At 67.1% G+C, this 14536-nt stretch carries 16 protein-coding genes and 1 pseudogene; 7 read left to right on the plus strand and 10 right to left on the minus strand.

Annotated elements, in window-relative coordinates:
* Window positions 1–76 precede the first annotated feature (76 nt).
* A complete protein-coding gene (locus GNX96_RS19015) occupies window positions 77–1297 on the plus strand; it encodes an FAD-dependent oxidoreductase (RefSeq protein WP_279580801.1) in 1221 nt (406 codons plus the stop codon).
* Window positions 1298–1465: 168 nt separating this feature from the next.
* Here the strand turns inward: GNX96_RS19015 and GNX96_RS19020 are convergent, their stop codons facing one another.
* The 6 genes from GNX96_RS19020 to GNX96_RS19040 all read right to left on the minus strand — a co-directional run bounded on the left by GNX96_RS19020 (window position 1466) and on the right by GNX96_RS19040 (window position 5418).
* Entirely contained in the window at window positions 1466–2449 is a 984-nt protein-coding gene (locus tag GNX96_RS19020; protein ID WP_163569109.1) for a DUF6297 family protein, read from the minus strand.
* Window positions 2446–3048 carry a DUF6297 family protein gene (locus GNX96_RS19025; protein WP_163569110.1) on the minus strand — a complete coding sequence of 201 codons (603 nt, stop codon included), beginning with the start codon at window positions 3046–3048 and terminating at the stop codon, window positions 2446–2448. The genes GNX96_RS19020 and GNX96_RS19025 overlap by 4 nt, the downstream gene beginning before the upstream one ends.
* A gap of 2 nt (window positions 3049–3050) precedes the next feature.
* Window positions 3051–3722, minus strand: coding sequence for an ABC transporter ATP-binding protein (locus tag GNX96_RS19030; protein WP_163569111.1), 672 nt, complete (start codon window positions 3720–3722; stop codon window positions 3051–3053).
* Window positions 3715–4458, minus strand: coding sequence for a fumarylacetoacetate hydrolase family protein (locus GNX96_RS19035; RefSeq protein WP_390624063.1), 744 nt, complete (start codon window positions 4456–4458; stop codon window positions 3715–3717). Before GNX96_RS19035 ends, GNX96_RS19030 begins: the two co-directional genes overlap by 8 nt.
* Window positions 4459–4711: 253 nt before the next feature.
* The gene (locus GNX96_RS61210) at window positions 4712–4915 is read right to left on the minus strand and encodes a Rossmann-fold NAD(P)-binding domain-containing protein (RefSeq protein ID WP_313885703.1); all 204 of its coding nucleotides are present in this window, start codon (window positions 4913–4915) and stop codon (window positions 4712–4714) included.
* On the minus strand, window positions 4912–5418 hold the full coding sequence (locus GNX96_RS19040) for an SDR family NAD(P)-dependent oxidoreductase (protein WP_313885704.1): 507 nt from the start codon (window positions 5416–5418) through the stop codon (window positions 4912–4914). Before GNX96_RS19040 ends, GNX96_RS61210 begins: the two co-directional genes overlap by 4 nt.
* A 24-nt stretch (window positions 5419–5442) precedes the next feature.
* On the opposite strand from GNX96_RS19040, the gene GNX96_RS19045 reads away from it, so the two are divergent.
* Both GNX96_RS19045 and GNX96_RS19050 read left to right on the plus strand, forming a co-directional pair.
* Window positions 5443–5913 carry a MerR family transcriptional regulator gene (locus GNX96_RS19045; RefSeq protein WP_163569112.1) on the plus strand — a complete coding sequence of 157 codons (471 nt, stop codon included), beginning with the start codon at window positions 5443–5445 and terminating at the stop codon, window positions 5911–5913.
* Between the two features lie 193 nt (window positions 5914–6106).
* The gene (locus GNX96_RS19050; RefSeq protein WP_163569113.1) at window positions 6107–7609 is read left to right on the plus strand and encodes a M1 family metallopeptidase; all 1503 of its coding nucleotides are present in this window, start codon (window positions 6107–6109) and stop codon (window positions 7607–7609) included.
* Between the two features lie 50 nt (window positions 7610–7659).
* On the opposite strand, the gene GNX96_RS19055 is transcribed toward GNX96_RS19050, so the two are convergent.
* The gene (locus tag GNX96_RS19055; protein WP_163569114.1) at window positions 7660–8421 is read right to left on the minus strand and encodes a C1 family peptidase; all 762 of its coding nucleotides are present in this window, start codon (window positions 8419–8421) and stop codon (window positions 7660–7662) included.
* A gap of 176 nt (window positions 8422–8597) precedes the next feature.
* Between GNX96_RS19055 and GNX96_RS19060 the strand changes: the two genes are divergently transcribed.
* Window positions 8598–9488 (plus strand): hypothetical protein, encoded by an 891-nt coding sequence (locus GNX96_RS19060; RefSeq protein ID WP_163569115.1) that lies wholly within the window; start codon window positions 8598–8600, stop codon window positions 9486–9488.
* Here GNX96_RS19060 and GNX96_RS19065 read toward each other — a convergent pair.
* Window positions 9451–10350: an AIM24 family protein gene (locus GNX96_RS19065; RefSeq protein WP_163569116.1), complete on the minus strand. Its 900-nt coding sequence runs from the start codon at window positions 10348–10350 to the stop codon at window positions 9451–9453. The two genes, GNX96_RS19060 and GNX96_RS19065, sit on opposite strands and share 38 nt — an antisense overlap.
* A 12-nt stretch (window positions 10351–10362) precedes the next feature.
* Complete coding sequence (locus tag GNX96_RS19070; RefSeq protein WP_163569117.1) at window positions 10363–11160, minus strand: AIM24 family protein; 798 nt, start codon at window positions 11158–11160, stop codon at window positions 10363–10365.
* A gap of 197 nt (window positions 11161–11357) precedes the next feature.
* On the opposite strand from GNX96_RS19070, the gene GNX96_RS53110 reads away from it, so the two are divergent.
* Both GNX96_RS53110 and GNX96_RS53115 read left to right on the plus strand, forming a co-directional pair.
* Window positions 11358–12335 (plus strand): SPFH domain-containing protein, encoded by a 978-nt coding sequence (locus GNX96_RS53110; RefSeq protein ID WP_279580802.1) that lies wholly within the window; start codon window positions 11358–11360, stop codon window positions 12333–12335.
* On the plus strand, window positions 12289–12399 hold the full coding sequence (locus tag GNX96_RS53115; protein WP_279580803.1) for a zinc-ribbon domain-containing protein: 111 nt from the start codon (window positions 12289–12291) through the stop codon (window positions 12397–12399). Before GNX96_RS53110 ends, GNX96_RS53115 begins: the two co-directional genes overlap by 47 nt.
* Here GNX96_RS53115 and GNX96_RS19080 read toward each other — a convergent pair.
* Complete coding sequence (locus GNX96_RS19080) at window positions 12391–13872, minus strand: cytochrome P450 (RefSeq protein WP_163569118.1); 1482 nt, start codon at window positions 13870–13872, stop codon at window positions 12391–12393. The two genes, GNX96_RS53115 and GNX96_RS19080, sit on opposite strands and share 9 nt — an antisense overlap.
* Here GNX96_RS19080 and GNX96_RS64045 point away from each other — a divergent pair.
* A pseudogene (locus tag GNX96_RS64045) lies at window positions 13797–14387 on the plus strand (TetR/AcrR family transcriptional regulator); the annotation flags it as partial. The gene GNX96_RS19080 and the pseudogene GNX96_RS64045 overlap by 76 nt on opposite strands.
* Window positions 14388–14536 lie beyond the last annotated feature (149 nt).

Genomic DNA, 14536 nt, shown 5'->3' on the forward strand with positions numbered 1-14536 from the left:
CTAGCCTAACGAGCGGAGGCGTACTAGCTTTAGCGGTGTGTAATTCAACACAGGCTGAATTAAGTGAGGTGGCCAAGTGACTGATTGCATCGTGGTAGGAGGCGGCCCAGCCGGAATGATGCTGGGACTCCTGCTGGCCCGCGCCGGCGTCGGGGTGACCGTGCTGGAGAAGCACGGCGACTTCCTACGTGACTTCCGTGGCGACACCGTGCACGCCTCGACGCTGACCCTGTTGGACGAGCTGGGGCTCGGTGAGCGGTTCGCCGCGCTCCCGCACCGGCACATGTCCAAGATGAGCCTCACGTACACCGGAACGGTCGCGACGCTGGCGGACTTCAGCCTGCTCAAGGGGCCACACAAGCACATCGCGATGGTGCCGCAGTGGGATCTGCTGGACCTGCTCGCGGATGAGGCGGGCACCGAGCCAACCTTCGAGCTGCGGATGAACACCGAGGTCACCGAGCTGATCACGGCAGGCGAGAAGGTGCTGGGCGTACGGTTCAAGACCGCCGACGGCGAGACCGGCGAGCTCCGGGCGCCGCTCACGGTCAGCTGCGAAGGCCGGCATTCCAGGTTGCGCCGGGGCGCTGTCCGCGACTACCCCGTACCGATGGATGTCTGGTGGTTCCGGCTGCCGCGGCTGACCGACGACATCGACGGCGGGGTCATGAGTTTCACCACCGGCCACGCGATCGTGGCCTTCGATCGGGGCGACTACTTCCAGGCCGCTTACATGATCCCCAAGGGCTCCGACGCCGAGCTGCGGGCGAGGGGCCTGCCCTGGTTCCGGGAGACCGTCAAGGAGCTGTTCCCGTGGACCCGCGACCAGCTGGACACCATCACCAGCTGGGACGACGTGAAGTTCCTCAACGCCAAGCTGGACCTGCTGAAGACCTGGTACGCGGACGGGCTGCTGTGCATCGGCGACGCGGCGCACGCGATGTCACCGGCTGGTGGCGTGGGCATCAACCTCGCGATCCAGGACGCGGTCGCGGCCGCCGCCATCCTGGCCGGCCCGCTGCGCCGCGGCACGGTGTCCACCGGAGACCTCGCGCGAGTGCAACGCCGCCGGACCTACCCGACAGTGGCCACCCAGGCCGTCCAACGGCTGATGCACCGCGTCGCGATCAACCACGCGCTGACCGGCGCCATCGGCGACAAACCGCCAGCGCCCGTACGGCTGATCTCCCGGACGCCACTTCTGCGGCGGCTGCCGGGCGAGATCGTCGGCCTGGGCTTTCGGCCCGAACACATCCCCGCCTTCGCCCGCCGGAAGCCAGACCAGCTGTCCCGCTGACGATGCCCTTTTGTCCGCTTTGGGTGGTCGGGTCTTCGCGGGTGGGGGCGAGATTGTCGTCGAGTGTGGGACTTTGTTCCGCGCTCGACGTCGAGTGTGGGTTAAAGTCCCGCACTCGGCGTCGGGCCTGTGACTGGCGGGGCTGATGTGGCACCGCGGCCAAACGCGCTAGCGGCGGACGGCGACGGCGATCGCGACGACGGACACCGCGAGTTGGGCCAGCAGCAGGTTCGGGTTGACCTCGCCGAGGCCGACCGCGATCCAGGCCGGCAGCGTCACGAGGGCGGCCACGTCCAGGCCGGTGACCAGCCACAACGGCGGGCCGGTGGGGATCAGGCCCATCGGGGTGGACAGCACCGGCAGGTCGTTGCGGACCGGGCCGCGGCTGGCCGCCCGGATCGCGCCGAGCGCCCAGCCGGGCGCGGCCAGCAGGCCCATCAACATCCACAACAACAACGGCCCATGCAGCAGTGCGCCGAGCACCGCGGTCGTACCGATCCCCCACAACGCCCCGATGATCGCCGGCACAATCATCCGAACGCTGCGCAGCGAGGTCTTCGGCACCGCAGCAGCAGCGCGCGCGAGGCCCGCCGCGTTGGCCTCCCGGCCGGCCGGTCCGGTGGTCAGGCCGGCCGCCCAGGTGCCGGTCAGCAGCAACACCAGCCCGGCGAAGATCGCGGACGGCCGGCTGCCGCCGGTCAGCGCGAGCGCGAGGCCGGGGCCGAGCGCGATGACCACGGATGCGGCGAAGCGGTCCAGCCGGCGCCGGAGTACGAGCAGATCCTGGCCCACCAGCGCGGTCAGGCCGCGCCACTTCGGCAGCCGGCCACGCGGCCGGCGACGGCCCACCCGGCGGGCCTCGGCGGCCGGCGCGAGCGCGCCCGGGTCCAGCACGGTGGCCGCGCCGACGATGATCGCCGTACGCGCCGAAGCGTCGGCGACCGCACCATGGCGTACGCGCGGCGCCACCAGCACCAGCGCGACCACCGCGGCCGCGGCCAGCAACAGGGCGCCGACCAGGCCAATCAGGGCCCCAGAGCCGCCGTGCGCGGCGAGCACGAACCACCCCCAGGGTCCTGACCAGTCGAGCACGTCCCGCACCGAGCCGAGCACCGAAGCCGACGGCAGCAACACCGCCGCGGCCGCGATCACGCCGATGCCGGAGAGAGCAGCCCGCCGACACCGCTGCCGATCCGCTCGGCCGCCTCACCGACGTACTGCAACACCACCCCGATAGCGACCAGCGCGAGGCCGGTCGCGATCCCGAGCGCGCCCACCGCGACCACACCCACCGGCGTGATCGGCGGCGACACCGCGGCGACGACGCAGGCCACGGTGGCCATGAAGATGGCCGACACCATCGACACCGCGAGCAGCCGGCCGAAGAACAGGCCACCGCGCCGGACCGGCGCCCGCAGCAGCCACGCGACCTCGACCGACGGCAGCCAGATCGGCCCAATCCGCAGCAGTACGCGCAGAATGGCGCCGGTGATCGCCATCGCGGCGGCCGGCGCGACCACGCTGGAGAACACCCGCGCCACTCCGGCGGCGGCTGTCGTCCCACTGAGCACGACGTCGAAGAACCCGAAAATCGTCTGCCCGAAGACAAGCAGCGCGATGCCGACCACGACGATCGCGTAGTAGATCGCGCCGGCGATCTTGATGATCGAGCGCTGTTCGTTCTGGTACGCGTGGATCTGCCGGCGGACCTGCCGGGCCGAGACCGGCGCGACCACGGGGACGTCGACCACCGTCACTCCGACACCTGGTCCAGCGACCGTACGCGCGCGCCCACGCCGTCTATCAGCGTCTTGTCGTGGCTGGCAAGCAGCAGCGCCGCGCCCGCCTTGACCCGCTCCGCCAGCAACTCGGCGAGGATCGGCCGGATGTCGGTGTCCAGCCGCTGCTCCGGCTCGTCCAGCATCAGCACCTTGGACGGCCGGCAGAGCGCGGTCGCCAACATCAGCCGCTGCCGCTGGCCGGACGACAACACGGCTGGTACGACGTCGGCCCGCTCGGTCAACCCAAAGGCTTCCAGCAGGTCAGCGGGCCGTGGGATGTCGTCGGGCACGGGCGCGTGGACGGCTCGGAGCAGCTCCAGGTGCTCGATCACGGTGAGGTCCGGATACCAGGCCTCGTCGCCGAGCAGCATCACCACGTCCCGCCACAGCGCCGGTCCGGTGCGGGCCGGGTCGACGCCGGCCACCCGGACGGTCCCAGAATCGGGCTGCAGCAGGCCGCCGATGCAGCGCAGCAGCGTCGACTTGCCGCTGCCGTTGCGGCCGACCAGCGACACCGCCTGCCCGTACTCGACCCGGACCCCGACCTTGTTGAGCACCGGCGTACCGCCGAACGAGACGACGACTCCGGACGCCTCGATGGCCGCCGGTGGGCCGGCGGGCTTGCGCGTACGGGCCTTAGGCATGGGCCACCACCGGGTTGGTGAGCGATCCGATGCCCTCCACCTCCACTGTGACCTTCTGGCCCGCTTCGATCGGGCCGACGCCGGCCGGCGTACCTGTTAACAGGACATCGCCCGGCAATAACGTCATCACCGAGGACACATATGCGATCAGGGTGCCGATGTCGAAGATGAACTGGCTCGTACGCCCGTCCTGCTTGATCTCACCGTCGACGCTCGCGGTCACCCGCAGATCCGACGGGTCGACAGACGTGTCGATCCAGGGGCCGAGCGGGCAGAACGAGTCGAAGCCCTTCGCCCGCGTCCACTGGCCGTCGCTGCGCTGCAGGTCACGGGCGGTCACGTCGTTGGCAACGGTGTAGCCGAAGACCGACTTCATGGCGTCGTCGCGGCTGGTCATCCGGGCGCCCGGGACACCGATCACCACCGCCAGCTCGGCCTCGTGCTCGACCCGCTTGGACTGCACTGGCAACCGGATCGGATCCTCCGGGCCGATGATCGAGGTGGACGGCTTCAGGAACAGCAGTGGCTCCTTCGGCACCTCGTTGCCCAGCTCGGCCGCGTGCGCCGCGTAGTTGCGGCCAACGCAGACGATCTTGCTGGGCAGGATCGGGGCGACCAGTCGCACGTCGCCGATCGCCCAGCGTTGTCCGGTGAAGGTGACCGTCCCGAACGGGTGTCCGTCGATCTCGGCCACCGTGAGGGCGTCCGCGCTGGCCCCCGCCTCGCCTTCGACCACTCCGAACCGAACGACATCCCGCCCTGGTGGGCGAAGCGCGCAATCCTCATGGGTCGTCAGCGTACGCAGCCCGTACGTGGCGGCTGGCCACGGTCCTCATCCCGCCGCTTCGGCGCTCTGGTTGTGCTGGTCGCCGCGCGGATTGTCTGCCCAATGCCCAGCGCATGAGTTCATCGCCGTGATCGCCTACGTGGCTCTGCGACGTACCCCCCAACTGGGCACGTTTCGGTGTACCCGATGGCGCCCGTTCGGATTACCAGGGAAGGGTGCCCTCAGCGTCGAAGTAGCCTCCGGTGGGGCCATCAACGCCCACCCGCGCCATGCGCACGATGATCTCGGCTCCCTGTTCGACGGTCTGGAGGCCGTTGTTCCCGTTCAGATCCGTCTTGGTGAAGCCAGGCTCTACCGCGTTGATCCGCATGTTCGGGAACGCCTTCGCATACTGCACGGTGATCATGTTGACCGCGGTCTTCGACGCCGGATAGGCGACGCCCGGGTAGGCCGGGGGGCGCCAGGGGTAGTGGCCCGGGTCAGCGAGGCCAGGCCGCTACTGACGTTGACCACGACCGGGGCGATGGAACGCTGCAGCAGCGGGAGAAATGCATGCAGGACGCGCACCGTGCCGAAGACGTTCGTCTCGAATGTCTGCCTCATGACCTCGGCTGTCACGTCCGCGGCGCCGATCACGGCGTTGGTGTCACTCCATTCCACCGCGATGCCAGCGTTGTTGACCAGCACATCCAGCCCTCCGTCGGCCTCGATCGTCTTCACCGCGGCCTCAACGGACGTTTCGTTGGTGACGTCGAGTTGGACCGCCCGTGCGCCCAACTGCTCGGCGGCCCGGCGCCCGCGTTGGGCGTCCCTACTTCCGATGTAGACGGTGTGACCCGCGGCGACGAGTCGGCGGGCGGTCTCGAAGCCGAGCCCCTTGTTTGCTCCAGTGATCAGTGTTGCTGTCATGACCACAACGCTAGGATTTAGAGCGTGCTCGAAGTCAACAAGACGCAGGCAGCGCCCAGATCTACTCGCATAGCCTCCGAGGCGGGCCTGAGCATCGCCGAGGCCGCCAGTCGCACCGGGGTCAGCGTGCACACCCTGCGCTACTACGAACGCGCCGGCCTGGTCATCACCCCCGTCGATCGCACCGCCGCCGGTCGACGCCGCTACCAGCAGCTCGACCTGGACTGGATCACCGTCTGCGCCAGGCTGCGGGCCACCGGCATGCCCATCAAGACCATCCGACGCTACGCCCAACTCGTGTCCGCCGGGCGCGGCAACGAGCAGGAACGACTCGCCCTCCTGGAGGCCCACCGCGCCGACGTGGCCGTCAAGCTCGCCGAGACCCGGGAAAATCTCAAACTCATCGACCACAAGATCGACGTCTACCGAGGCCGACTCGCCGCCGGCGACGCCGACCAACTATGGGCGCCCGACCGCCAAGCGGACGCCCGCTGATCAATCGGCTCACCGAACAGCCGCGTCGAGCGGATCGGTCCATTCGTCAGGTGCGTGCGGACTACTTCGGACATCCGTGCAGAAAGACTCCGAACAGACCGCGATGTATAACGGTTCAGTGATAATTCGCTGCCAACTCGGGCGGATCCGCATATGGTCACCTTCGACCACCCGGCCTTTTGAAGGAGATCGGATGAAACGCCGAAAATCCCTGCTCGTCGCGGCGGTGGGCACCGCGGTGATCCTGCTTGCCCCGGTCGCCGCGACCGCCGCGCCGGACAGTGGGAAACCGTCGCCGGGGGCGCCGGGCATCGGAGACCCGTACTATCCGGGTTACGGCAACGGCGGGTACGACGTGGCCAACTACGACATTCACGTGAAATACGAGCCGACCACCAAGGTGCTCACCGGCACCACCACGATTGTCGCGACCGCCACCCAGGCACTGTCCAGCTTCGACCTGGACTTCGCCCTCAAGGCCAGCAAGGTGACGGTCAACCACCAGCCGGCGAAGACCAGCGTGAACGGCTTCGAGTTGGTCGTCACGCCGTCGCGGCCACTGCGCGAGGGGGTGCCCTTCGTTGTCACCGTGGACTATTCGGGCGTACCAAGCTCGATCAATATTCCCGGTTTCTCGTCCTCGCCGTGGGTGACCACCGCGGACGGCGCCGTCGGACTGGGCGAGCCGGAGAACTCGGCCTGGTGGTTCCCGGCCAACGATCATCCGCTGGACAAAGCCTATTACCAGGTCTCGATCACCGCACCGAACGGTCTTTCCGCGCTCAGCAACGGAAACCTGGTGTCCAAGCGGTCCGCGCCGGGCGGCGAGACAACCTGGAAATGGGCCGAGCTGCGGCCGGAGGCGACCTACCTGGCGTTTATGGCCGTCGGTAAGTACGACGTGAAGTCGGGCGTCAGCAAGTCGGGACTTCCGTACACAACCGCGGTGGCGCAGGGCACCGACCCGGAACTGGTGGCCGCGACCAAGGACATCGACCGGACGCCGGAAATCGTCGACTGGCTGCAACAGCAGTGGGGGCGGTATCCGTTTCGACGCGCGATCGGCGGAGTGGTCCCGAACGGCAACATTGGCTATGCGCTTGAAGACCAGACCCGACCGGTCTACGACCCGGGTTTCTGGGCGGGCGGAAAATCCAACATCTCGGTGGTCGTACACGAAAACGCCCACCAGTGGTTCGGCGACAGCGTGTCCGTGCACCACTGGCGGGACATGTGGCTGAACGAGGGCTTCGCGAGCTTCTCGGAATGGCTGTGGGCCGAGACACATGGCGGCGACAGCGCGCAGAAATCCTTTGACGCGCTTTACGCGAGCCACCCGGCCGCCGACGACTGGTGGAAGTTCATCGTCGCCGAGCCGGGCCCGCACCACGAGTTCGACAGCCCGGTCTACGACCGCGGATCCCTTGCCCTGCAGGCATTCCGGAACAAGGTCGGCGACGCCATGTTCCACCAGGTGCTGCGTGGTTGGGCGGTCGCGCATCGGTACGGCAACGCCACCATCGAGGACTTCGTGGCGTACGCGTCGAGGGTTTCGGGGCAGGACCTGAAGAACTTCTTCCAGGTGTGGCTGTTCACCGGCGCCCGGCCGGCGCCGACGGTGGCGAACGGCTTCCCGGCCAACTATCCTACGACCAGCAAGCTGGCAGCGCAGACCAAGAGCGCACTGCGTAAATAAACAGCGAGTCGTGGCGGTGGCCGGTTTTCCCGGCCACCGCCACGATTTTTCTACTCGACCGACTGCACGACCCAGAAGTCGCTGGCGAGGCCCTGGTGGGTCAGGTAGTCGTACGGCAGCGTGAAGTAGCCCTGCTGGCCCCATCCGTCGCCCCACGAGTTACGCACCAGGAAACGGCTCGTCGCGTCGTCATAGCCGACCGCGAGAACGGCGTGCCCGCCGAGCAGTTTCTCGCCCTTGGCCGGCATCGGCGCGTCACCGGTCTTGGCCACGTCCGGGCTTTCGAAGCTCTCGTAGACCGAGAACCCGAACACGAACGGCAGCCCGGAAGCGAGGCAGCCCTTCATGTCATCGACCGTTTGGGTGACTCGCTGGTATTTCAGCGCCTGGTGCTTCGCGGCGTCGTCGTACGCCTGCTGCGGCGGCTTCTGGGTGAACTTGGTGATGTCGTACGCCCAGTCCGTCTCCGGCGGGGCGCCCAACTTGTTCACGCATTTGATGCCGTCCCGGATCATCGCGCCGCTGTCGCTGCCGACGGTCCCCTCGACTTCCCGCTCGCTGTAGTAGATAAACAGGCGGGAAGGCGCGAAATCGGTCTCCTGCTGGCGAATCTGGTCGAACTGCAGGGCACCGCCAATGGCGTTGGCCGTGCAGGAACCCAGGTGGCCCTGGTCGTACACGGCCGGGCAGTGTTCGCGAAGATCGACGCTGGCCGGCAGCGCGGTGGCCACCAGGTCGGCGACCGTGAACTCCAGGTCGCGGAAATCGGGTAGATCCGGAATCCAGCCGTAGCCGGCAATCGGGCGGGTCATCTGACACCTCCGGTAAAGGAAAGAAGAACGTGAGAATGCGAGGTGGTGGGTGCTTTCCGAGCTAGTGTGGAACTCCTGCGGTGGGCAACTACCGAATGCCTTGGTCCGGTGACCGAGAGCACTCGGCAATGTGCCCTATAGTGCGCCACCGAAGCCCGGAAGGAGATCAGCCGCTCGTGCATGAATGGGAGCCGATCGTCGACCGGCAAAACCGCATTCTTGCGGCATTTGCTGAGGATTCCGGGGAAAGCCCGCTGCTGCCACCGAGCCTGCACGCGGTCGCGCCACTGACCGAGCCGGCGGCCGAGCTGGCCGCGAAACTCGGCGCCCGATCGGGCCAGGAGCTGGCTCTCTCGGATCATCCGCGCGGCCGGCAGTGGCACCGAGTGGTCGTGCCGGCCGGCACGGTGGCATTTCTTTGCGCCGCCGCCACCGGAGTTTTCGCGGTGGCCGGCGGATGGGTGGGAATCGCGCTCGCCGGCAGCGGCACCATCGCCACCACCGTGACCGCGGTTTGGTCCGCAGTTTACGTTCTGCGCGACCCGTTGCGCCTTTCGGCGCGCGAGCGCCGGGATTGGCAGCGCGCTCGGTCATGGCATTCCGGCCAGCCGTGGAGTGCCACCCTGTCCGCCGGCCCGGAGCGCCGGCTGGTGTCGGCCGCCTGCCTGGCCGTGGGCCGCATTCTGGCCAGTCCGGCGTGGCACAGGGACACCCTCGACGAGCACCGGCTCCAGCTCGACCTACGGGCCGAGCTGGACGGCATCGACCAGCAGGCCTTCACGCTCGCCACCGCGAAAACGCCGCTGCCCGCGGCATTGACGGACGCGCTGATCGAGCGGGTCACTGCCCTTGGCGCGTATGCGGACCAACTGGACGCCGTCAAGCCGCACCACCCGGTGTCCACCGAATTACCGGCCAAACAGCCGGCCGAGCTGCCGGAGCAGCAAACGACCGAACTGCTGGCCGGCTCGGTGCGAGACGAGTACGCGACCGGTCAGCTGACCTCGCTGACCGCCGACCTTCGGGGCATCACCAGCTCCGGCGAGTCGCGTACGAGTGCCGACTGATCACCTCGTGCGTTTCCGGCCGTTCGAAAATCGACTGGACGGCGACCCGGCCAGGGCCAAGCAGCCGTAGCCAGACGTGCCGGTAGTCGTAGGCCCTGGACGAGTAATAGGAAATGCCGGCGGTCCGCGGATATTCCAGATGCAGGTGCATTTTTACCGACAGGTCATGGTAAAGCAGCGCGGTCGGCTGAATAAGCAACGTCTCGTTCGGTTCCAGATCCCGAAAGAAGACATTGCCGGGCGCGTGCAGGAGCAACAGGCCGGGCGCGTGCTGGGCGGTGAAGATGTCCCCATACGCGCCCATCGGGTAGTGCATTTCGCGATCGTCGCCATAGCCGGTCTGGAACCACACTCCGGCCGCCGACCAGGTGTAGGTGACATTTCCGCTGGCGACCAGCAACCGGTGTTCGCGTACGGCCACGGCCTGGTTGTGCTGCAACGGAAGCGCGATCACCTCGCCGGCGTGGTTGTCCGAGATCGCGATCCGGCCCGGTCCCTGGCCCTGCATCATGATCAGTGGCAGTCCGGCGAGCACGCGGTTCCACCCGCCGCCGAGATTCATCGCGGCCAGCTGCGCGTTGGGCTCGGCCCAGAGCAGTTTGTGGTGCGAGAAGTAAATCCACTCGCTCTGCGCCAGGGTGAAGTCGGCGACCGGCACGGTGGTGCCCTCGATCTGCACGTGCGACCGGCCGAACTGGATCCTCGCCATGTCCTTGATGCCGGGCTGCTTTTCCCAGCCGGACTTGCTGATCGCGCGTCGTACGTCGACCGGCGCGCCGCAGTGCGGGCACGACTCGCCGCTCGCGTCGCTGGCCTGCCGGCAGTATCGGCAGGTGTAGGCGGAAACACTGGGGGTACTCATCTATCAGCCCCCTCAGTCCGAGCCGTGGTGCACGTACATGGACTGGATACCGACTCGTCCCGGACCGGTCATCTCGGCGAGATACATGCCGTGTCGCAGCAGGCCGGTCTTGACGTTCATTTGGAAGGCCTGCATCTGGACGGTCGAGTCTTTGTAAAGAAATGCCCCCGGTTCGACCATGATTTTTTCACCCGGACGGAGCACTCGTTCAAAGACGTTCCCGTTTCCGTGCAGCAGAAGCAGGCCTGGCAGCTGCGCGGCCACGAACCGGTCCATGTACATCCCGTTGCCCCCATGCAACAGGTTTACTAACCCTTTGATCCGCACGAAGGAGTAGGAAATGTTGCCCGTTGCGACCAGGAACGCGTGCTCTCTCACGTCCAGTTCCTGGTTGGGGTGCAACGGCAGGACCACCATCTCGCCGGGCGCGTCCCGGGAGAAGGCGACCCGGCCGGGGCCCTGCGCCACGGACAGCACAAAGGGAATGCCGCCGAGCGTACGTTTGAAACCACCGCCGGTGTTCATCGCGGTCAGCGGCACCCGCTCGTCTTTCCACAGCAGGATGTGGTGCTCGAAATACACCCAGTCCTGCGGGCCTAGGCTGAGCTCGGCGACCGGCACCAGCTCGCCCTCCACCTGACAGGTGCTTTGGGAGAACCGAAACTCGGTCATGTCCCGCAGCCGGGGCGCCTCCCGCCATCCGGAGTCGCTGACCTTGTCGCGCTGGTCCTGCGGCGCACCGCAGGTCACGCAACTGGTCGCACCCGGCGGATTCTGGCTGTGACACCACTGACATTCGATCCGATCCACGCCCGCCTCCGTTTCACCCCGGCGACCCCCGCCATACCCGGCCGCGGGGAAACGCTAGCAACCAATTGCCAGCCGCATATGTATAGCCGAGGAGTTGTATGGTGGGCGCAACGGGACACAGTGGAGGCCGGAGTGGCAATTTTTGGGCGGGAGTTCATCGCGGTTCCGGACGACCGCAAAGGTCAAATTGTCTTTAAGTGGCCGGACATCAGTATCCGTCGTTTCACCCAGGCAATCGTCAATGCCGACGAAATGGCGCTTTTCGTCAACACCGGCCGGGTCGTCCAGACAATGGGACCCCCGGACGCCACCAGGTCGACGCGGACGAGCTGCCGGGCCTGGGCATCCTGATCGACGCGGCGACCGCCGGTCGCGCGTATCGGGCCGAGCTCTATTTCGTCGGCACCCGGGAATTCACCGGTTTCACCTTCGGCGGCCGGATCGACGAGGTGCAGGACGCCCAGACCGGCCTGATCGTCACCCTCCGGGTTTTCGGTGACTACGCGATGCGCGTCGTCGACCCGGTCCGGCTGATCACCAACCTGGTCAGCACGGTGGACGTACGAGACAACAACAAGATCGCCAGCTGGGTCAGCGACCAGGTGCTCAAGGTGATGCGCAGTGACATCACCACCCAGATCGTCCGCAACGGCTGGCCGATTCTGGGTTTGATGGCTTATTCGGCCGATATCGAGCAGGCGGTCATCGGTGGCGCGAACCACCAGCTGCAGGCGTATGGCGTGGCGCTGACCCGAATGGGCAACTTCGACATCAACCTCGCGCCGGAAGACGCCGCACAGCTCAAAACCCTCGCGAAGGACACCAGTTATTCGCGGCTGGCCGGCAGTTTCAACCAGTACGCGGCTGGTGAGATGGCGCTCGGCGGGCAGGGCATGGGGCATGGCGAAGGGCGGAAACGCCGTCGGCGGCGCGTTCCTCGCGGCCGGGTTGGGCGCCGGTGCGGCCGCGGCCGCGGGGCCGGTGCAGGGCACTCCCCCGCCGACCGGATTCGTCGCCGCCGGCGGCTACGCCGGTCCCCCGCCGGGAGCTCCGGCCGGCCAGCCCGCCGGCACCGGAACGGCCTGTTCTTCCTGCCAGGCGACCAATCCGCCGGGCGCGAAGTTCTGCATGGGCTGCGGGGGCCAGCTGACGGCCACCTCGCCGCACTGCACTAATTGCGGCACCGAGCTGGCGACCGGCGCCCGGTTCTGCTCTGGGTGCGGCACCGCGTCAGGCTGACGACTCGGCAGTCGCCGCCGCGGCCGTGTCCCTGGACCGGTCGCGGCGGCTGATTTCCAGGGTGAACCCGGCAGGTTTGACGGTGAGCAGTTCGGTGACCCGCAGCTGATAGCCCGGATCGGGCTTCAGCTCGTACCGATGCAGCAGAAGCCCGAGCCCGAGCACCAGCGTCGCCTCGTGAATGGCGAACTGCCGTCCGATGCACGCCCTTTCCCCGGTGCCGAAAGGCTTGTACGCGTGCGGGGGCCGTTCTTTCGCGCGGCCAGGGGCAAAACGGTCCGGCTCGAAGGCCTCCGGGTCGTCACCCCAGACGGTCGGATCGCGGTGCAGCAAGGGAAGCGGCACGATGACCCAGTCGCCCTTGTTCATTTTCAGCCGGCCGCCAATGACGGTGTCCTCGCGTGCTTCGCGGAAATACGCCGGAGCCGTTGGCCAGAGCCGCAACGACTCGTCGAGCACCCGCCGGACGTACCGGAGTTTGGTCACCTGCTGGAAAGTCGGGTCCGGCTCCGGGTCGTCGCCCCACACCCGGTCCACCTCGGCCTGCGCCTGCGCCAACGCGGCCGGGTGCCGAGTCAGATAGTAGAGCGCGAAAGACAGCGCACCAGACGTGGTTTCGTGGCCAGCGACCAGAAAAGTGTGCACCTGATAGCGGATGTTCAGCGGGTCCAGCCGCTCGCCGGTCTCCGGATGGCGTACGGACAGCATCAGCCCCAACAGGTCCTGCGCCTGCCCAGCACCGGGTTTGCTGCGCTCGGCGATCACGTCGTCCACCAGCGCGTTCATGGTGGCGAGGTCGACGGCATTGCGCTGGATCGCCTTCCGGCCCAGGATCTTACTGATCCCCGGCAGGTAGAAAACCTGCCGCTGGGCGAACCGCAGCGCGCCGACCATCGCTGACACGTACGGATGCGGCTCCGATCGGTCGAACGACCCAAAAGAGTAGCCAAAACCGGTCTGGCCGATGGTCTCCAGCGTCAGCTTTGTCATGTCCGCGGCCACATCCACCGGCGGCCCACCCGCCCGCGCATCCCAGGCGGCGGTCAGTTGGCGGGCCACGTCGACCATCACCGGGTGATAGCCCTGCATGGATTTCTGGGTGAACGCTGGCATCAGGATGTCGTGCGCCCGCTGCCAGTTGGGTTCGTCGTTATGTGCGGTGAAAAGTCCGTCGCCGCCAATCTGGCGGAGCTCTCGTACGCCGAGCCCGACGTGCTTGGCGAACCGCTTCTCGTCCGCCAGTTCGCCCACCAGGTCGGCACCCTGCACGATCACGATCGGGCGGCTGAAGAACTTCCGAGTGAAGATCGGCCCGAGCCCGCGGCCGAACCGGAGGGTGTCCTGCACCGGAGTCCGCGGATGGACCCCGATCAGATCTCCCAGAAACGGGATCCGCCATGGCGGGTGCGGCAACCCGGTGGTGTCCACAGCTCCACTCCCCACTATTGAACTCAATTCCAATAGTGTCAGCATTCGCCCGTACTGAACCCGTGTCAAGTAGAGTTCCGAAGGTGCGTACCAGACTCAGCACGCAGGACCGGCGGCGACAGCTGATCGCCATCGGCGCTGAGCTGTTCGCCAGCCGGCCGTACGAGCAGGTCTGGATCGAGGAGGTCGCCGAGATCGCCCAGGTCTCACGCGGCCTGCTCTACCACTACTTCGCCACGAAAAAGGACTTCTTCATGGCCGTCGTCGAGGTCGAGGTCGAGCGGTTGCTGCGGCTGACCGCGCCCGACCCTGGACTGCCGTTGCCTCTGCAGTTGAATGCCGGGCTTGAGGCATATCTGGACTACGCGCAGAACCACAAAATCGGTTTCCAACTGATGCACCGGTCGGCCATCAACGTGGACGAGGAAATCCGGGCCATCTATGACAAGACGCTGGCCACCCACGAGCGCCGGATCGTGGCCGCCCTTGGCGCCAGCAACGCCACCGCCGGGATCGCCGTGCGGGGCTGGTTGGCCTTCATCGAGTCGGTTTGCCTGGACTGGCTGGACAATCCAGACCTCACCCGCGACCAAGTACGAGACCTGTGCGCCCGCACTTTGCTGGCCGCCGTCGGTTTCCCAGGAAACATAGACTCTTCGAATGTAACGATACGGCTCGGCTTTGTGAGCCGTATCGTTACATTCGCGTA

Origin of the sequence: Fodinicola feengrottensis (assembly GCF_010993775.1) — a bacterium.
Lineage (GTDB): Bacteria > Actinomycetota > Actinomycetes > Mycobacteriales > HKI-0501 > Fodinicola > Fodinicola feengrottensis.